Source organism: Halorubrum californiense DSM 19288, from assembly GCF_000336875.1.
Taxonomy (GTDB): domain Archaea; phylum Halobacteriota; class Halobacteria; order Halobacteriales; family Haloferacaceae; genus Halorubrum; species Halorubrum californiense.
On the sequence record NZ_AOJK01000072.1, the window covers coordinates 24,014 to 43,134 of the forward strand.

Below are 19,121 nucleotides of genomic sequence, written 5' to 3' on the forward strand. Positions count from 1 at the left end.
TGTATCAATTTAGCGGAACCAGTTGATATATTAGTGCCAGAAATGAATCCACTCATAAGTAACCGAGATCCTCCAAGTCCTCCATAACGGCATTATCTACAGTCCTCGTTTTCAACTGTCGACGATATTCCTCCATTCCCACATTAAAAAACTCGCTCTCATCGTCCAGGTTCCCCGATCGCTCTTCAACCAATTCTTGATAGCAAGGGTCATCGAACATGAGCTTGTATTTCTGTATATTCCCAAGAATATCCCAGATATATTTCGTTCTGTTGTCATAGTGTGCCCTCATCATACGGTTCCAATATTCAAATTCCTCGTCTGTTCCCGGAAAGTTATTTTCTTTCTCTCTATAACCAACAAGACCTTCGTGTTCGGCTACAATTGGGCTACCGGTGAGGTTATCCACCCTACTCTCATTATTGGCGATTTGAACTATTAATTCACCCAATTCTAATTGTGAAAAGTAGTTGTCCACCTTTTTCGGGAACCCTTCAGGGGGATTTATAATTGATAAAGGAACATGTAATACAGATTCAGTCATGGAACCCATGTGACCCAGGAGATCCTCATCGTAAGGGTATCCCAAATTATGGCCGTGATCGGCCGTTATTAATACGGTTGTTTCAGTATCAGTTTCTTTGCTAACATACTCGTACAAGTCTACTACAATCCGATCGAGATAATCGATGGACGCTCCGTACAGGTCTCGGTAGTGGTCCACGTACGATTCTTCGAACTCATCGCTTTCCCACACATAGTGAGATTCACTTGACCAATCATCAGGGGCTGAATGAAGCGAGTGGTCGAGGTTCTTGTGGACTCTGTGTTTCGTGTGAGCGTCCATGAAATTCATAAATATAAAAAATGGCTCCTCGGCCTGTCCAGTTTCTTCTTTCGCTATCCGACTCAATTCGGCAGCGCCTTGGTCCGGTGGCCCACTGACAGGGAGTTTGAACATCAGATCCTCAAGATCATTCCACAGTGCACGTTCCACATTTTTGTACATCGTGAAAGGATCGCCCGACGCGAGTGTCTCCTTCAGTGCAATCAAGTACTTCTCGACGCCGGCATCCAGATCGGCATTGTTCACGATATGTTCCCATCCTGTAGTTCTGTGTCGATCAAAGAATTTATCAAATCCGTAGTCCGGTTGTAAAAGCCCATGATCTGTGAGACAAAGCTTGTCGTGGTCGGATAGTTGATTTAAGAACGTTTCTCCCACATCAATTTCATCAAATGATTGATTTCCAGAGTGAACCCCGTGTTGATGGAGGAGTTGCCCTGTCAGAATACTTGCGTGACTGGGAGTACTCCATGACGCGGCTGCCCGACACTGTTCAAAAGAGGTTTGTGACTTGTCTTGAATTCGTTCAGCAAACTTATCAAAATAATCTTTTCGAACAGTATCGAGGATGATCAAAATAACATTGCGTTCCATAGGTTCACTTATCATATTGTGTGTATTTATAAGTAGCGAGATGTGGTATCTCAAAAATGGCAGACTTTGATGGGGAAGTCGTGTTCAGTTAAGCATGAAAACTGAAACGAGTGTCAGTACCTCACAAATCCGGTTAGTTAGAACGTCTGCTTGCTGCGAATGTGCCTAACAAACAGCAGCAAGCAGACAGTGAAATCCACGAGGACCAACTCCTTAACTTCCTCGTCAACCGGCTTGACGAGGAAGTTTCTCTTGACCTTGCCAACAACGCTGAAATCAATGCCCAGGACATCTACGAGGTCCTCGTCGGCGCGACCGCCGACGGGACCTCGATCTCGACGCTGTGTGACTCCAGTGAGGACTCACCGCCTGCGAACACGATCCTCTCCCATCTGCGGACGAAGTTCGAGCCGGAACGGCTCGAACGAGTCGCTAACGCACTCTTTCGGCGGGATATCGTCGAACTGCTCCCCGAGCAGGTGGAGGTCTGCGCAGACCTCCACCTGCGGCCCTACTACGGTGACGAAGATGACACAGACGGACTCTATCATTCGGAGGCTAAGCGGGGAACCACCGCGTTCCACGCTTACGCGACGCTCTACGCACGCGTGAAGAACAAGCGCTACACGCTGGCGGTGCGCCGTCTCGAGGACGGCGACACCGCCAGCAGTGCCCTCGCCGAGTTCCTTGGTGTTCTCGACGGCCTTAACACCGAGGTCAAGGCCGTCTACCTCGATCGCGGATTCTACGACAGTAAGTGTCTCACGCTGCTACAAGCGCACAACTACGCCTACGTCATCCCGATCATCCGGTGGAGAGAGGTGATTCAGCAGGAACTCTCGGAAGGGTGGAGTCGCGTCATCCAACACGACCTGACAGGGAAACTCGACGGTCACAGCTGGACCGTCGAGTTTTCCGTCTACATCGACTGTACGTACCTGAATGGCCGATACGACGAACACGGGGTGGCGCGTCACGGCTACGCCGCTGACGCGCCGTTCATCGAGACTCCACGCGACGCACGATACCACTACTCGAAACGCTTCGGCATCGAGTCGAGCTATCGTTTGTCCGAGCAAGCGATAGCAACGACAACAACGCGAGACGCGACGGTGAGACTGCTGTACGTCGTGGTGAGTCTGCTGTTGCAGAACGTCTGGCGGTATCTACACTACGAATACGTGGCGACGCCCCGCCGAGGCGGGCGTCGCCTCTGGTGGTGGCCGTACAAGGAGTTCATCAATATGGTTCGGCGGGCTGCGTGGACGGCCCTCGCGGTGCGTCGGGCCGTCCCCGCGAACCGGCCACCTGACGACCGGTTCTCCCGGTAGTCACCGGTCAAGTACGCCTTTTCGTGAGTGGCAACGCTGTCGCGTCGGCGGCTGACTGCCGCCGACAGCGACAGCTCCGCCCTCCATTACCGTTGCTTGACCACTACCAACGACTCATCACAACAGAATTGGTAACTCAGGTCAGGCTAACTGGCGATGCTTTGTGAGGTACTGAGTGTGAACTCTGCTGCCCATCGCCAAAATATCAATATAAATCTGATCGCACGACAGTAGTTGATCTGGTGTATGACTCAATTATCACGATAGTGGGACCCTATCGGGCAGGTTCTGACTTACTGTCTCCCTGAACTCATGAGATATCCATAACAGAGAAAGAAAGTACACCCCGGCTCCGCTCGGTACCAACATTATGACAAGCACGAGATTGTGATTTAATACACCGTATATTTTTTCTGCCCAAAGAAATGAGTGAATAAAACCCGTCATAATTCCAGCGGCGATAAACTGCTTTGTTATCACCATTACCGGGAAATCAAAGTTGATAATAGCGGTCACATATCGGTAGGCAATAATCAAACTAATCGATGCCGAAGTTGCTGTTGCGACAGCCGCGCCGAGCCAGCCATACAAATAAACGAGGATTACGTTCAGGATCAGGTTAGTAACGACGAAAGTTCCGTTCACGCGGAATGCGAGATCTGGACGGTCAATTCCATTCAGGGTATTGAGAAGTTGTGACTGATATCCCATCACGACATTTGCCAATATGAGGATAGAGAGTATAGTTGTCCCCTGTGTGAATTCTGGCCCGTAGATCCGGAGGAGACGTTCGCCAAGAAGCTCGCCGCCAAACAGCCCGGGGATGAGAAATAGGCCCCCATAAGTGAGTGATTGTTCAACAATATCTTTAACAGCCTGTACATCGTCTTTCGCGGAAATTTTACTTAAGGCGGGGTATAGAGTCGATTGTAATGATCCAGTGAATATTGTGAGAAATGTCCCGATGTTCCAGGCCACTGAATATATACCGATAAGAGATTGTGGGACAAAAAAACCAAGCACAATGACGTCAGTATAATTGAACATGCGTCCTCGAAGTCGTCCAATCCACGCGTACTTTGCAAAATCTCTTAAACTTCTAAAATGTTGCTTCTCCGGGCGTGATAGCTCCGGTAGTTTACGCACTACTACATATCCGCCGATACTGATGATCAAGAGGTAGGCTACAATGTGTCCAATAAATAATCCAGTCACTCCCAGACCGACTACAACGAGGCCGATATGAAGAGTACTTCGGATAAAGACCCGGACGGTACTCAAGATGTCCCGAAGATGAACAAGTTGTAACCCGACCAATAATGGGTTTACGGTCGCAGAAGCCAAGTTACCAAAGAGAATCAGAATCAGAAATCCAGTTGTTGGAAACCCGACGTAGTCATTCAGGTATGGGCGAGCGATTAGAAAACCGACAGCTAATAGTATGAACAGAAAAATGACTATCGTGGCACCGGCAACGGCAAATTCACCCTTCTCTGACCCTTCAGAAACCCGTTTCGATATTGCCCCCGAGAAGCCGATGGTTCCCGCAATCGAGATCCAAGACACCAGTGCTAGTGCAAGATTGTAAATTCCGAGAGGCTCCGCCCCGATTGTTCGAGCAACATACAGAGTGGCAACAAAGCCGACCACAGCACCAATCACCTGTGATATAAAAGAGATAGCGGAAATCTGTCCGAGCTTCATAAGTAAGAGAAAATTCTACAGTTCCCGCCTAAGTCTTTTTTGTTATCCATTCTCACTTTGTAGTAGTACTATCAGACAGAGGGAATATATTTCAGTCACTTTGACGAAGGCGAACAGTACAGCTGATGGAGAACCATATCACGGCTTACAGACCGGATATTGTAATGCCCTCGGCGGTCGTCGTCGAAAATGTCAGATTTAGCAGAATCTTATATTCATCCTGAACAGTAGAGTTGTAGAGTTGAAAGACAGCACCGTGATGCCGGTAGTCACAACACTGTATGCCGGCCGATCAAGTTCGCCGCGATCTCGTTAACGGAGTACCGTGGCTTTCGTGATATCGGGAATATGCTTGGCGGTACTAAGCTGCGAATAAACCTCTTTCGACTGTCCTTCACCGACATCTTGAAGTCTAAAACGGAATTTCCTACCCTATGAGGTATTGATGACGTGGCCAAGATCCTCCTCCTTCACACGAACGAATCGTACGCAGAAACGCTGGCCCACTACGTCTCGGTCGAGTATCCGTCCTATGATGTCGATGTCGTCTCTCGCGTCCCCGTTCCGGAACGCCTTCGGGCTCTCCTCGCACGCGAGTACGACCTCATTCAGACGGACGAACTGATAGCCAACGGAATGCTCGCCACCGGTGCGTCGGTGGTCTTCGACGTCCCGCTCGTCGTCGCGATTCGCGGGTGGGCCGACTACACGAACGCCCACGGACAGTACGGTTGGCTCAAAGACGCCACCATCCGGACTCGAACCCGTCTCGTCCTTCACCGAGCGTCTGAGGTGATATTCATCAGCGACACGGCTAGCGAGACGTTTCGCGAGCGGTACCCGGTTTCCCGGTACTCTGTCATTGGCCGGCCCGTCGACACCGACCGGTATGGTTCCGGCCGGACAAGTGACCGGGAGACGTTCGACCTCCTCACCGTCACGAACCTTCGGTATGAAGAGAAGTACGATGGCGTCCTGACGGTGTTGCGCGCCCTCCAACCGCTGTTCGAAGAGCATCCCACACTCAGATACAGAGTCGCCGGCGGTGGGCAGTATCTGGCCGCGCTCCGCGAGTACCTCGCCGACTACGAATACGCCGACCGCGTGACCGTCCTCGGGTTCGTCGACGCCGTCGAAGACGAGTTCGCCAGTGCCGACGCATTCGCATACGTGAGTTTTCTCGACTCTTTCGGGACTGTGATACTGGAAGCACAGGCCGCCGGACTCCCCATCATCGGGGGCGACGCAATGGGCGTTCCGGACGCCGTCGGTGACGCCGGTGACATCTGTCCACCGACGCCCGACGGCGTCCGTAACGCCCTTGACCGCCTCCTCACTGACGATGACCACCGCGAGTCGCTCGCGACCCTAAGCCGTAAGAAGATGGCAACGTACAACGAGGGGTGCGCCGCTGACCACGTCGATGTCTGGGAACGAGTACTCCATACGTAGTCAGCGACCGAACCTAAGCTACTCCTGATATCCGAGGTCACGGAGGCGCTGGCGAACCTCCTCATCCATCTCGACATCACCGAGGTCCTCGCGGCTTTCGTCCAACAACGCCACATGGTCCTCTAGCGTTTCGCGAAGATCTGATAATACGTCGAGATTTTCAGTAGCTATATCGTTTATTTCATCCGGATCAGAAGTAAGGTTGTACAGTTGCTCATCGCCATTCTCCTCACGGATATACTTCCAGTTCGTGGTCCGAACAGCAAACCGGCGATCGTCTGTGTCAGTGTCGGCCCATTCGGCGACGACCTCTGACCGATTCCATCGGTCGTCGACTTGACTCAGCGGTTGACCCCGATAGGTCTCCGGTCGATCGACATCCGCTTTATTGGCGAGAGTCGGTGCCAGATCCATCAAGCCGACGAGATTGTCGTTATCTCCTGTTTCCTCTTCTCCAGTCTCAACAAACAGCGGCACGTGAATGACTTCGTCGTGGAAGGTGGCACTGTGACTGAACCCGTCGTGATCGAGGAATTCTTCTCCATGATCGGCGGTAAACGCGATTAAAGGGTCATTGTCCCATTCCGCCTGAAGCGTCTCTATCAGCCGTTCGACTTGCGCGTCGACATAGGCAATCTCGGAGTCATATAGGTCTATGAGGGTCTCAAACTCGGTGTCAGCTATTTCCTCCGGCGACTCTAACATCTTCCTCCGAAGCTGGACGGCGTCACGGTCGTTGACCGGTTCATCACGGAACCGACGCTGATGCTCCGACGGCGGGACATAAGGATGGTGGACATCCATATAATGTACCCAGAGGAAACGTGGAGTGCTATTCGTTGAAGACGCCCAAGAGAGCGCGCGATCGGTGATATCCTGAGCGTCAACATAGGCAGAACCGAGTTCAATACCTGCCCTTTTTTCAGTCGCGTTGAATGCCTGTTGGAGAAACCCGTAGAGACGGCCATCAGAATCAAGATGTGTTTTAATTTCTTGCCGGAGTTTAGCGATCGTCCCCGGATCGGATTTCGAATCAAAAAACCGATTGAATCCTCTATCGTAGCCGAAATCAGCAGAGAGATAGAGATTCGAATGGAAACCAGCAGTCTCGTAGCCTGCGGCTTTCAAAATCTCGGCAATTGTGGTTCGTTTCGGGGAGAGCCGTTCGAATCCCCCGTACTCAAGCGCATACGAAGACGTCATGATAGATGGAAAAGAAGGCCGGGTAGAGCAGGCATGGGAAAAAGCGGATTGGAACGTTTCGGCGCTGGCGGCACGTTCGTCGAGATTCGGGGTTGTATCTCGATCGTATCCGTGCCAGCCGACGTGATCCGCACGGAGCGAATCGACTGTCACGAGAACGATGTCACGCATATGGCCAATGTGGCCCGCGGACTATTTGACGCTTTTGAGCGCTTCCGCGTAATCCGACGCCACACTCTCCCAATCGAACTCCGCCGCGAACGACGCCAACGTAGAGTCCGACCTGTTTCGCGCTGCGTTTTCGATTGCTTGTGCGATTGCCCCCGGTTCCGGACGCGTGAACTCCACCAACCCCTCGAATCGTTCTTCAGATCTACCGGCTGATTGAACGACAGACAGACCGGCAGCTCCGTACTCTAATACTTTGAGCGTGTGAGGGTCATCCACCAATGAAATCCCGACATCGGCTGATGCGAGGTATCCCGGAACTTCTTCGTGAGGAACAGTGCCGAGGTAATGTACGTTTGACCACTCTAATTCCCTCTCTTTCACCGTGTTTCGTAAGCTCCCATCACCGAGCACAATTAGTGACCACTCGGAAAGAAATTCCATTGCGTCCATCAGATCTGTGACGTGATATATTGGTTCGAGACCACCGACGTATATCGCGACATTATCCCTGAGCGAAAGTGTGGATAACTTGTTTCGTGCCGATTCAACCGCATCTGGATCCGGGTCGGCAAACCGATCGTAGTCGACTCCCAAACTTGTCGGGTTGACTTCATTCGCATACCGTTCAACGCGCAACCGCTCCTCTTCGTACACGTACATAACACAGTCCGAAAGAGCGAAGCAGACGTTTTCGACGAACTGAACGGGGATGGCAGTAACTACCGAGTTCGTTTCACGAAACTGTCGGATTGGATCTACGTGATCGCCAATTACGGGTTTTCCGGTGAGTTTTCCAACGAAAGTCGCGGCGAACGCGCCGGCACGAGTCGTACCGATAACGACATCGTACTCATTACGTTCGGTGATCGCCTCTCGAATCGTCTCCAACGTCGTAGCAACAGTTTGTACGTCGAATCCGGCTGACCGGAGATGAGACGAGATCCGCTCTCGGCCGACGCTTATATTATCGGGCTTATCGGGGGTAAACCACCTGACGCGAGATTCATGTTGCGGCACAAATCTAGCCTCTACGCGACGCTACGAATCAGGAGTTAATAAGCACTTATACCTCTCTCGTCGGAAACAGACGATATGAATCTTCGATACGCACTTAGAGAAATTCGGAAAAACGGTACAGATCGGACTTGGTGGCGAAAGCGTTTTTTAACCCATGTGGTGAGTCAGTACTTCACAAAGATCAGAAAACCCGATAGCGAACCTGTCACTGATCGAGAGTGGGATAATATGATTATTTTAGATGCGTGTCGGTACGATCTATTTCACGAATTGTATCAAGAGGATCCCCTTCAGGGGGAGCTACGATCACGAACGAGTGTTCAGTCGGGAACCCCTGGATTTCTCTCGGAAACGTTCGCGAACGACAAGTTCCACGATATCGTGTACGTGACGGGGAATCCGTACGTAAATACTGATTTACCACCTGAAACTTTTCACGCTGTGGAATCCGTATGGCAGGATGGGTGGGATGATGATCTACACACTGTTCACCCTGACACGATGGCTGAGCGGACAGTGGAGATAGCAAACCAGTATCCCAATAAGCGAATTATCAGTCACTTCCTCCAACCACACGCACCGTTCGTCGGCGACGTCAAACTCGGCCACCGAGAGACGTTCGCCATTCGTGAGCAAGCAATGGGAGACGATGACGCGAGGACCCGCAATCGGACGCCTTTCGAACTACTTGATGCGGGTATCGTGACACGCGAGGAGGTGTGGGAAGCATACCGATCGAATCTCAGATTCGCGTGGCCCGCAGCTAAGCGGCTTCTCTCGGAATTTCGGGGGTTGACTGCGGTTACCTCCGATCACGGGAACGCGATGGGCGAACGCGCGTGGCCCTTCCCGATTCGGGTCTACGGACACCCGCTCGGGGTTTTGATTCCCACACTCACTCAGGTACCTTGGCTCACGCATACAAACGGACGAAGGAGAGAGATAACCACGGAGCCACCAATTTCCGGATCTACCACGATTGACGAGTCGACTTCAGAACGACTTCGTATGCTTGGCTATGCCGAGTAGTCGAGAGCGCCGTAAAGGTATCCAAACCCGACTAACGCGGTGAGAATATACAGCGTAACGAGTCGTTGTAGGCCAGATACAGACGGCGACGCAATTAACCGACTGAGTAGATGTGGCGTCGCACTCGTTGTGAGATACCTGAGAAATGCTCCCTCTTCCCCGCCCTCGTCGTCGACGAACGACTCCATCGCTCGCTTCGAGTACCCCTGCCAGAACGCCCGGTCGGTCAACCACCGAAACTCCGTCCGATACTCGAACACCTTGTGCGCCACTTCGGCTTCCGGATCGTACCACACGCCTTGCCCGTACTCTTCCCGCATCCGGGCACACAACTCGGTCTCCCCACCTTGGAGGTTCTTGTCCCCCTTCCGCCCGCCGATCTCGACGTCGAACCCACCCAACTCCGCGAACACGTCCGCTTGAAACGAGATATTCGAGCCGAAGGTGTTCCGCACTTCGCCCGGGCCGTCCGCGAATCCACGATGCGTCACCCCGACCAGCCAGTAGAACTCCTCGGGAAGAAACGACGGCTTCCCGGCGACCCACTCGGGGATCATCTTCCCGCCGGCCGCGATGGCGTCCCCCTCTTCGTAGGCGCGAATCAACCGTTCGGCCCACCTTTCGTCTGCCACCGCGTCGTCGTCGATGAACGCGACTACGTCGCCGGAGGCCAGCTCCGCACCGCAGTTTCGACTCGCAAGCAGTCCCAGATTCTCGTCGTTACACGCGATCACTGTGTCCTCGCGGTCGCCGTAGTCCTCCACGACGCGCTCGTACACTTCCGGCGTCCCGTCGACGATCACGACGAGTTCGACGTCGTCATGAGTCTGCGCGAGGACGCTGTCGGCGGCCTCGCGGAAGTGCTCGTACATGTCGAGCGTGTACGTACAGACGACGACCGAAACCTTCACACCGAGAGACTTTCGACGCGTGCGCTTATCATTTCCGCCTCGGGTTGGTGTCAAACGTGTTCGCAGTCGAGCACTCCGGACACACGCAGCGGACGCGGGTATATGACAAGCCTTATGCGCGTTTTGGCAGTGCCTTGCGGTAATGAGCGATTCGAACGATCCGCCGGACGAATCGGGTCCGTCCCCGTCCGATCTCCTCGCGCGGTGGTATCACGTTCCCGCCCTCCTCGGAGTGGTCGTGTTCATGCTGTGGACGCGGCTGCGCTCGTACGGGAACTTCATCCAGAACGGTGAAGTGTACTTCCGCGGCAACGACGCGTGGTATCACTTCCGCACCACGAGCTACCTCCTCGAAAACTTTCCTAATACCCTTCCGTACGACGTCTGGACCGGCTTCCCGTTCGGGACGAACGCCGGCCAGTTCGGCACGCTGTGGGACTACATCATGGCCGTCGGGATCTGGATCGCCCGACCGATCATGGGGAGTACCGAAGAGGTCATGCTCGTCATGGCACCCATCGTCGGCGCACTCATCGCGGTGCCGACGTACTTTATCGCCCGCCGGTTCGTCGACCGCGTCCCGGCACTCGCGGGCGCTGCGACGCTGGCGCTGTTCTCTGGCACGTTCCTCCGCTACACGCACGTCGGCTTCCCCGACCACAGCGTGGCCGAGGTGTTCTTCCAGAGCACTGCCGTTCTCGCGTTCCTCACCGCGCTCGGCGTCACCGAACGCGAGAAGCCGGTGTGGGAACTCGTCGTCGATCAGGACTGGGACGCGCTCCGCCGCCCCGTCGCCTACGCTACCGCGGCCGGCGTCGCGCTCGGCCTCTACATGTGGACGTGGCAGCCCGGCATCCTGATGGTCGGCTTCACGGGCATCTTCCTCGCGGTCAAGCTCACGAGCGACACCTACCACGGGAAGAGCCCGGAGCCGGTCGCGTTCGCCGGCGCGGTGGCGATGGTCGTCGCGGGCCTGATGCAGGTTATCCCGCTTGACACGTTCCGATTCGCCCCGAGCGAGTACTCGCTGCTCCAGATCGTGACGCCGCTCGGCGTCGCACTCGGCGCCGTCTTCCTCGCGTGGCTCGCCCGCCAGTGGGAGGCGCGCGACCTCAGCACCGACTCTTACCCCGCTGCGGTCGGCGGCCTCATCCTCGCGTCCGCAGGTGTCGTCTGGCTCGCGATTCCGTCGCTGTGGTCGACGATAATCAATAACCTCCTCAACACCGTCGCTTTCTCCGCGAGCGCTGGCGCCCGCACCATCGGCGAGGCGCAACCGCCCCTCCAGGAGGCCTCGTTCTCGAACTTCGTTCTCTCGCAGTACGGGCTCGCCTTCTTCCTCGCGCTCGCCGCAGTGCTCTACATCCTCGCGCGCCCGCTCTACCGCTCCGACGACACAAACCACACGCTGTACATCCCGGCCGCGCTCGCGGTCGTCGGCTCCGTCTACGCGGTCCCACAGGCGTACGGCGCCATCGGCGGCCTCGTCGGCGTCGACTGGCAGGTGATCGGCCTGCTCATCGCCGCCGCCTTCCTCGTCGGTGCGACGCTGCTCGTCGAGTACGACGCCGAGGAGCTGTACTTCGTCGTGTGGGCGGCGTTCATCGGGAGCGCCGCGTTCACGCAGGTCCGCTTCAACTACTATCTCGCCGTCGTCATCGCGGTCTGCACGGCGTACTTCCTCCAAGTCGCGCTCGACGCCTTGGATCTCACCTCGCTCGACGCGCTCCGCGACATCGAGGGCTGGCAGGTGCTCACCCTCGCGGCCGTCCTCGCCGTCCTCTTCGTCCCGCTCGTTGGCGTCGCCACGCCGGTCTGGCAGGCGGGCAACTCCAGTCAGCCGGGCAACGTCGTCCAGTGGGACGAGAGCCTCCAGTGGATGAACGACGAGACGCCGCAGCCGGGCGAACTCGAGGGCGCGGACAACCCGATGGAGCTGTACGGCACCTACGAGCGGCCCGCAGACGGCGACTTCGAGTACCCGGAGGGCGCGTACGGTGTCCAGTCGTGGTGGGACTACGGCCACTGGATCACCACCCGCGCCGAGCGGATTCCGAACGCGAACCCGTTCCAGCAGAACGCGGGCGCAGCGGCCGACTACCTGCTCGCGCCGAGCGAGGAGGCGGCGGCCGAGGTGCTCGCGAGCCAGAGCACCGAGGGGAACGACACCCGGTACGTGATGGTCGACTGGCAGATGGCGTCGCCGAACTCCAAGTTCAACGCGCCGGTCACCTTCTACAGCGGCAACGAGACGGTGCGCGACTTCAACGAAGTACTCTACCAGCGGGTAGAGGGACCGCAGGGCCAACAGGGCGGCCTCCGAGCGGCGCTTCAGACACGGACGCAGCGCTATCACGAGAGCCAGATGATCCGGCTCTATCAGCATTACGGCAGCGCGGTCGAGCCGCAGCCGGTCGTGATCGACTGGGAGCCGCAGACCGCACAGACCCAAGCGGGCGAGCAGGTCGACATCAAGGTCCTGCCGAGCGAAGGAGCAATCCGGCGGTTCGATAACCTCTCGGCCGCGCGGTCGTACGTCGATGAGGACGGCTCCGCGCAGGTCGGCGGCGTGATGGGCGTGCCCTCGGAGCGCGTCGACGCGCTCGAACACTACCGGCTGGTCCACGCCACGGAGGCGCCGGGGCGGTCGCCGTACGCCCAGCAGGCGCAGATCCTCGCCCAGCGGTTCGGGGTCGACCTCCAGTCGACGTTCGGCGAGTCACTGTTCGGCGCGTTCAGCGACGACTTCGTCAAGACGTTCGAACGGGTACCGGGCGCGACGGTCGAAGGCTCGGGCGCCGAACCCGGCCAAGAGGTCACAGCGACGGTCGAGATGCGGAAGCCGAACGGCCAGACGTTCGAGTACACGCAGTACGCGACCGCCGACGACGACGGCGAGTTCGCGTTCACGCTCCCCTACTCGACGACGGGCTACGACGATTTCGGCCCCGAGAACGGGTACACGAACACGAGCGTCCGCGCGACCGGGCCGTACAACATCACCACCGCGCAGACGACCGGCGACGACCTGTACACGACCGAGCGGTTCGGACAGGTCGAGGTGACCGAAGGGCAGGTCGTCGGTGCCGACGACGCCGCAGCGACGGTCGAACTGGAGGAGCGGATTATTGACTGCCCGAGCGGCGACCCCGAGTGTCCGGTCGACGACGGCAGCGGGAGTGACGGCGGCGACTCGACGAACTCGACGGACGCGGGATCGCTGATCGGAGTGGAACCGGCCGCGACCACGGGGGCGACCGCGACGCCGACCGCGACCGCAGCGAACTGACCGCGGTCCCGGACCGTGCGGTCGACACGGCCGCCCGATACCCGGTCCTTCATTACTGCGGCCCCGCTTTCCCCGAGCAGATGGTCGGACTCCGCGAATGGGCGACGATATACCTGAAAGGTATCGCGATGGGCAGCGCCGACGCGGTGCCGGGCGTCTCCGGCGGCACCATCGCGCTGATCGTCGGAATCTACGAGCGGCTGATCGCGGCGGTCACCGCGGTCGACCCCGATCGGATGCGGCGCGTACTCGCGGGCGTGCGGCCCGGTCGCCGCGTCGACGCGCGGGCCGCGTTTCGCGAAGTCGACGGCGCCTTTCTCCTCGTGTTGGGCGCCGGGATCGGCACCGCCGTCGTCACGGTGTTGAGCGGGGTGAACTATCTGCTCTCGACCCGAGCGGTCGCGACCTACGGTTTCTTCTTCGGGCTGATCGCGGCGAGCGCCGCGGTGTTGCTCGGCGACGTCGACCTCTCGACGCCGCGCCGGAAGGCGGCGGCGGCCGGCGGGTTCGCGCTCGCCTTTCTCGCGTCGGGCGTCGCCGGGACCGCACTCGGCAGCTCGCTGCCGGTCGTCTTCGTCGCGGGCGCCGTCGCGGTCAGCGCGATGGTGTTGCCGGGGATCTCCGGATCGCTGTTGCTCGTCGTACTCGGGCAGTACGAGTACATGTCCGGTGTCGTCTCCCGGTTCGTCGACGCCGCCGCCGATCTCGCCCTCGGCGGCGGTACGAACGCGCTCGTTGAGACGCTGCCGCCGGTGGCGACGTTCCTGCTCGGCGGGGTCGTCGGCCTCTTCACGATCGCGCACACCGTCCGGTACGCGCTGTCGCGGGCGCGGGCCGCCACGCTCGCCTTCCTCGTGAGCCTGATCGTCGGGGCGCTGCGCGCGCCGCTCGTGGAGGTGTCCGTCCGGCTGGCCGAGAGCGGCGAGTCGTGGCTGGCGGCCGCGCCGCGGTTCGCGGTGGCGGCGCTCCTCGGCGCCGGGCTCGTCGCGGTGTTGAACCGGTACTCCGCCGCCGTCGAGTACTGACCAGCAGATTGGGCCCAATCAGTTAGCGAGAGTAACTCACAGCCAGTCGGTAGTGATGTACGTCACCGTCTCCATAGCTTCTCGGTCCGGAAACGCCTCGATGACGCGTTGGATGATGTGATAGAGTTCCTGTGTCGCGAGCGATTGGTCCGGAACGTAGAACACGCCGCTATGCGAGTCGACGGGCATCCGAACGAAGCCGTCATCGCTGGTGACGATGATCCGGTCATTCTCGACGGCGTACCGGCGAATCGCCTCATCGTCGACGCCTTCACCCAGCTCGTTCACGTCGACGACACGCTCTACGCCGTTGCCGGCTGTGGCGAGTTTGTCGGCGAGCGGCGCGGCGATGTTCTCGTCGAGCAGAAACGACGCCCGCATGCGCTACGAGTCCGCCAGATCCTCGGGGCAGGTGATGATGTTCGGATCGTCTTGTGCGGCATCATCTAACTCTCGACGACGTTCCTCGACCGCCCGCATCTCTTCCGGGTGGTCGTGATAGTACGCCAGCGCGTGGTACACGTCCGAAGCGGTGAGGTCGAAGCGATCCGCGACCGTCCGGGCGTCGAGGCCACGCTCTTCGACCAGCGCGTGGATGTGCCGGACGGTGACCCGCCGGTCTCGGATGTGCGGCTCGTCGTGGATGTCCGACTGAGTACCCGAGACGACGGTGTTCAGCTGCCTCGACATACTCACAGATACAGTCGCAATGGTGTTTAGTCTTTGCCGATAGATGGGGTGTGCGTGTTTTCCGACCGATGGGGATGTGCCTCAGCGCACAACGCCTTTTCAGCTCACGACTATACACCCGGACATGGTCCAATTGGAATCCGACTCGGAACTCGACCGCGGCGACGCGGCGCCCGACTTCGAACTGGCCGGTGCGGACGGGGAGACGTACGCGCTCAACGACTTCGAGATGGAGGCGCTGCTCGTCGTCTTCACGTGTAACCACTGCCCGTACGCGAAGGCGAAGATCGACCTGCTGAACGACCTGGCGGCCGAGTACGACGACCTCGCCGTCGTCGGGATCAACCCCAACGACGCCGACGCGTACCCCGAGGACTCTCTCGACGCGATGCGCGAGGCGGTCGCGGACGGGACCGTCGCGTACGACGCGTACCTCCGCGACGAGACCGGCGCGGTCGCGGCCGCCTACGACGCCGTCTGTACCCCCGACCCGTTCCTCTTCGGCCGCGAGGACGGCGGGTGGCGGCTCCGCTACCACGGGCGCCTCGACGACGCGCTCAACCCCGACGACGAGCCGACCGAACTCTACGTCCGCGACGCGGTCGACGCTGTGCTCGCGGACGAGGCAGTCGAGATTCCTGACCAGCCCTCGCGCGGCTGTTCGATCAAATCACCTACACCCGGCGTAAACGCCGGGGTTTGTCAGTGAACTCCCGGTCTACCCGCGTGATACGGTGGGCGTGAAATCGCCGCTCCCATTCACTGTTCCTGACTTCAGGGCAAGGTGATTGGTTGCCCCTCCAGAACCAGACTTACGCCGATTCTGGAGATACCGCGCTGCTATGTTTCGCGCCGCGTTGTAGTCGCTGTGTAGCTCTTTACCGCACTTCTGACACACAAACTCATCGCCGTCGCGGTTATCCTCATGTGTGAACCCACACTCGGAATGACTACACTGCTGGCTTGTATAGGCTGGATTCACCCCTTCAACAGTGATTCCATCAGACTTCGCCTTGTAGGTTATCTTCCGCGATAGCTCTCGAAACGCCCACTGCTGGAACTTTGAGAGATCCGACATCCGCTCTCGGAGATTCTCTAAGTCTTCCAGTATAATTGTCTCACACCCGTGGGCGACAGCCTCAGTAACTACCTCTTTCGACACATGGTGTAGATAGTTCTCGCTCCAATTGGCGAAGCGATCACCNCCAATCGACTGGATTGTGAGATGGGCTGATCGCGTTCCGTTCTGTTGTAGGTTGCCGCGTCGGCGTTCGTATTCGCGGCGTTTGTGGTTCAGTAGGTCTGCGTTACCGATGAACGCACCAGAGCTGGTCACAGCGAGATTCCCGTCCACGTTGCGATCTACGCCAAGGACTGTTCGGCCCTCGGCTTCTTCCTGCGTGTCGTCACGTTCCTGCTTGACTGAGACGTGGANCCCGTCCACGTTGCGATCTACGCCAAGGACTGTTCGGCCCTCGGCTTCTTCCTGCGTGTCGTCACGTTCCTGCTTGACTGAGACGTGGAGGTAGTAGGTATCTGTCTGCTGGTCGTATCGGAGCTTCGCCCCCTGTTTGTCCCATTCGTCTGATTCCATGTACTCAGCCTGAATGGAATCGTCTGGATAGACGTATTCGGTTTTTACACGACCACTGCCGTAGGCGGCAAGCGTACAATACCCATCAAAATAGCTGATTGCATTGGTATTGTAAACGGTCGTGTTTGACGTGAACACCGGCTTGGAAACTTTCTCACCCTCTTTCATGCGCTCAACGACGCCACGAAGTGCATCGGCGGCATGGTTGACCGCAGCAACACAGAGGTCAGAGTGCAATCCGGTTTCATCTCGGATGTCGTCGTAGAGGTATGGTTGAAGCTGGGAGCGAGAGGTAATCACGTACCCGTCGTTGTTGCCCTCCCATCCTCTATCAGCGAACCGCTGGGCGGCGTTCCTGAAGATATCCATTGTTTCCTTCAGGTCGTCCCGGCGGTCGTTGGGAACGGAGAGTTTCACGACAGCGGTACGTTGGAGCTCCATTTACACATCACATGTGGTTTTATGTATTTATATGAGTTGGGGGTTGGCTAAGATAGTATTTTGTAGTTGGGTGTTACTCATGGCACGATTCCCCCCGCCGTGAACGGCGGGACTCCCTTGCTGTATTACGTGGCTGGAGGCCTGAGTCACCCTCGCTAAGATCACACGCTAACACCGGATCGCCGTGCCGGCGGAGACGGCTTAACAAGGGTCCGGACCGAAGGGAGGCCATGAGCATGAAAGGCGGCGAGCCGGACCTCCACGAGATCGATCGCTACGACGGCGGCGTGGGCTGGATCGCGTACCCCGACGAGACGATGGAACGCGCGAGCCACGCCTTCGCGGTCGAGAACGAGGAGGCGGACGAAGACGACGTGTGGGTTATCGACCCGGTCGACGCGACCGGCGTCGACGACCTCCTCGACGAACTCGGTTCCGTCGCCGGCGTCGTGATCGGACTCGACCGCCACGTGCGCGACAGCGGAGAGGTCGCCGAGCGCCACGACGTGCCGGTGTACGTTGCCGAGTGGATGACGGGCGTCACCGAGGATCTCGGGCCGGACGTCGAAGTCGAGCGGTTCGGGTCGCACCTCGCAGACACCGGCTTCGAGACGCTCCGGATCCGCGACTCCTCGCTGCCGCCGTGGCAGGAGGTCGGCTTCTTCGACGGCGAGACGCTGATCGTCCCCGAGTCGCTGGGCACGGGATCGTACTTCCGCGGCGACCGCGAGCGCCTCGGCGTTCACCCCATGTTGCGGATCACGCCACCGACGAGCGCGCTCTCCGGGCTCGACCCCGAGCGCGTCCTCGTCGGCCACGGGGTAGGTGTCCACGAGCGCGCCGCCGTCGCCCTCGAAGACGCGCTCTCGAACTCGCGGTCGAAGGCGCCCGGCCTGTACGCGAAGACGCTCAAGTCCGCGCTGCCGTTCTGAGCGGACGGACACCGAAGGCAGAGGCCCGACGGGCCGACCGGTGCGTGACCTTTTGCCAGTCCGTCTCGTAGCGAGGGCCGACCAGTGATCTACGTCACCCGCGACCTGTTGACGGTGCTGCGCGAGCGCGCGGCAAACGAGGACCCCGAGGAGGTGAACGTCCGCCTCTCGGCCACGGCGGCCGGCGAGTTCGAGACCGACCTCGGGCTCGACCCGGAGACCCCGGTTGTGACCCACTTCACGCTTCCGTCGGTGGGAGGTTCGGTCAGTTCCGTGTTCGGCGTCGACCTCGGCACGCCGGCCGGCGAGGGCGGCGCTCGGTTCCTCTCGCATCCGGACGGGTTCCTCGGCGTGTCGCGGACCGACGACCTCGCGGGCGTGGTGATCGTCGCGGTCCCGCCGTACGACGACGACTCGGTCGCGGCCTTCGACCGGTCCGGGGATGGAGTCGAACTCGGCGTCGTCGACGCCGCCCCGCCGGACGAGTCAGTGCCGGAGTGAGCCGAGAGCAGGGGTTTGAAGCCGTCGGAGGGAGTAGGCGGCTCCAATGGCAGCACGGCCACCCGGCGGCGGCGATACTGCCGAGCCCGAGGCGATCGAGTTCGGCATCGCGGCGCTCGACGCCCGACTCGACGAGGCGGACGTGTCGTTTCCCGCGACGGCCGCGGAGCTACGGGACGCGCTCGGCGATCAAGAGGTCCCCTACGACGCGCAGGGGCGCTCCATCGCCCTCGGGGACGCGCTGGACCGCGTTCCCCAACAGCGATTCGAAAACGAGACGGCGTTTCTTGACGCGCTCTACCCCGTGTTCGACGAGGCCCGCCGCGAGGAGCGCGGCGTGATCGCCAGCCTCCGCGACGCCCTCCCCTTCTGAAGCGGCTCCGGACGCGG

The 19,121-nt window shown here is 58.6% G+C and carries 16 protein-coding genes; 8 read left to right on the forward strand and 8 right to left on the reverse strand.

Annotated elements, in window-relative coordinates:
• Positions 1–52: 52 nt before the first annotated feature.
• Positions 53–1,441, reverse strand: a complete 1,389-nt coding sequence (locus tag C463_RS18150; RefSeq protein WP_158294487.1) for a sulfatase-like hydrolase/transferase — start codon at positions 1,439–1,441, stop codon at positions 53–55.
• A 161-nt stretch (positions 1,442–1,602) separates the two neighbouring features.
• On the opposite strand from C463_RS18150, the gene C463_RS14685 reads away from it, so the two are divergent.
• Positions 1,603–2,772 carry an ISH3 family transposase gene (locus tag C463_RS14685; protein WP_008445226.1) on the forward strand — a complete coding sequence of 390 codons (1,170 nt, stop codon included), beginning with the start codon at positions 1,603–1,605 and terminating at the stop codon, positions 2,770–2,772.
• 258 nt (positions 2,773–3,030) lie between these two features.
• Here the strand turns inward: C463_RS14685 and C463_RS18155 are convergent, their stop codons facing one another.
• A complete protein-coding gene (locus tag C463_RS18155) occupies positions 3,031–4,476 on the reverse strand; it encodes an oligosaccharide flippase family protein (protein WP_008445227.1) in 1,446 nt (481 codons plus the stop codon).
• 450 nt (positions 4,477–4,926) lie between these two features.
• Here C463_RS18155 and C463_RS14690 point away from each other — a divergent pair, with 450 nt between their 5' ends.
• Positions 4,927–5,928, forward strand: a complete 1,002-nt coding sequence (locus C463_RS14690) for a glycosyltransferase family 4 protein (protein ID WP_008445228.1) — start codon at positions 4,927–4,929, stop codon at positions 5,926–5,928.
• Positions 5,929–5,946: 18 nt separating this feature from the next.
• Here the strand turns inward: C463_RS14690 and C463_RS14695 are convergent, their stop codons facing one another.
• The 3 genes from C463_RS14695 to aglG all read right to left on the reverse strand — a co-directional run bounded on the left by C463_RS14695 (position 5,947) and on the right by aglG (position 10,259).
• The gene (locus tag C463_RS14695) at positions 5,947–7,302 is read right to left on the reverse strand and encodes a sulfatase (protein ID WP_049906006.1); all 1,356 of its coding nucleotides are present in this window, start codon (positions 7,300–7,302) and stop codon (positions 5,947–5,949) included.
• 21 nt (positions 7,303–7,323) lie between these two features.
• Positions 7,324–8,190: a glycosyltransferase gene (locus tag C463_RS18160; RefSeq protein WP_239638924.1), complete on the reverse strand. Its 867-nt coding sequence runs from the start codon at positions 8,188–8,190 to the stop codon at positions 7,324–7,326.
• A 1,145-nt stretch (positions 8,191–9,335) separates the two neighbouring features.
• Positions 9,336–10,259: a glucosyl-dolichyl phosphate glucuronosyltransferase gene (gene aglG / locus C463_RS14700; protein WP_008445242.1), complete on the reverse strand. Its 924-nt coding sequence runs from the start codon at positions 10,257–10,259 to the stop codon at positions 9,336–9,338.
• Positions 10,260–10,401: 142 nt separating this feature from the next.
• Between aglG and C463_RS14705 the strand changes: the two genes are divergently transcribed.
• Both C463_RS14705 and C463_RS14710 read left to right on the forward strand, forming a co-directional pair.
• Positions 10,402–13,548 (forward strand): oligosaccharyl transferase, archaeosortase A system-associated, encoded by a 3,147-nt coding sequence (locus C463_RS14705; protein ID WP_008445245.1) that lies wholly within the window; start codon positions 10,402–10,404, stop codon positions 13,546–13,548.
• 80 nt (positions 13,549–13,628) lie between these two features.
• Positions 13,629–14,573 (forward strand): DUF368 domain-containing protein, encoded by a 945-nt coding sequence (locus C463_RS14710; protein ID WP_008445246.1) that lies wholly within the window; start codon positions 13,629–13,631, stop codon positions 14,571–14,573.
• A gap of 36 nt (positions 14,574–14,609) precedes the next feature.
• On the opposite strand, the gene C463_RS14715 is transcribed toward C463_RS14710, so the two are convergent.
• Positions 14,610–14,954, reverse strand: a complete 345-nt coding sequence (locus C463_RS14715; RefSeq protein WP_008445248.1) for a DUF5615 family PIN-like protein — start codon at positions 14,952–14,954, stop codon at positions 14,610–14,612.
• 3 nt (positions 14,955–14,957) lie between these two features.
• Positions 14,958–15,263 (reverse strand): DUF433 domain-containing protein, encoded by a 306-nt coding sequence (locus tag C463_RS14720; RefSeq protein WP_008445250.1) that lies wholly within the window; start codon positions 15,261–15,263, stop codon positions 14,958–14,960.
• A gap of 124 nt (positions 15,264–15,387) precedes the next feature.
• Between C463_RS14720 and C463_RS14725 the strand changes: the two genes are divergently transcribed.
• Positions 15,388–15,972 (forward strand): thioredoxin family protein, encoded by a 585-nt coding sequence (locus C463_RS14725; RefSeq protein ID WP_008445251.1) that lies wholly within the window; start codon positions 15,388–15,390, stop codon positions 15,970–15,972.
• A 9-nt stretch (positions 15,973–15,981) separates the two neighbouring features.
• Here the strand turns inward: C463_RS14725 and C463_RS14730 are convergent, their stop codons facing one another.
• On the reverse strand, positions 15,982–17,298 hold the full coding sequence (locus C463_RS14730; protein ID WP_008445252.1) for an RNA-guided endonuclease InsQ/TnpB family protein: 1,317 nt from the start codon (positions 17,296–17,298) through the stop codon (positions 15,982–15,984).
• A gap of 236 nt (positions 17,299–17,534) precedes the next feature.
• On the opposite strand from C463_RS14730, the gene C463_RS14735 reads away from it, so the two are divergent.
• The 3 genes from C463_RS14735 (at position 17,535) to C463_RS14745 (ending at position 19,104) form a co-directional block, all read left to right on the forward strand.
• Positions 17,535–18,230, forward strand: coding sequence for a hypothetical protein (locus tag C463_RS14735; protein WP_008445253.1), 696 nt, complete (start codon positions 17,535–17,537; stop codon positions 18,228–18,230).
• A gap of 84 nt (positions 18,231–18,314) precedes the next feature.
• On the forward strand, positions 18,315–18,731 hold the full coding sequence (locus C463_RS14740) for a hypothetical protein (RefSeq protein ID WP_008445254.1): 417 nt from the start codon (positions 18,315–18,317) through the stop codon (positions 18,729–18,731).
• Positions 18,732–18,777: 46 nt separating this feature from the next.
• Positions 18,778–19,104: a DUF5789 family protein gene (locus C463_RS14745; RefSeq protein ID WP_008445255.1), complete on the forward strand. Its 327-nt coding sequence runs from the start codon at positions 18,778–18,780 to the stop codon at positions 19,102–19,104.
• Positions 19,105–19,121: the final 17 nt, after the last annotated feature.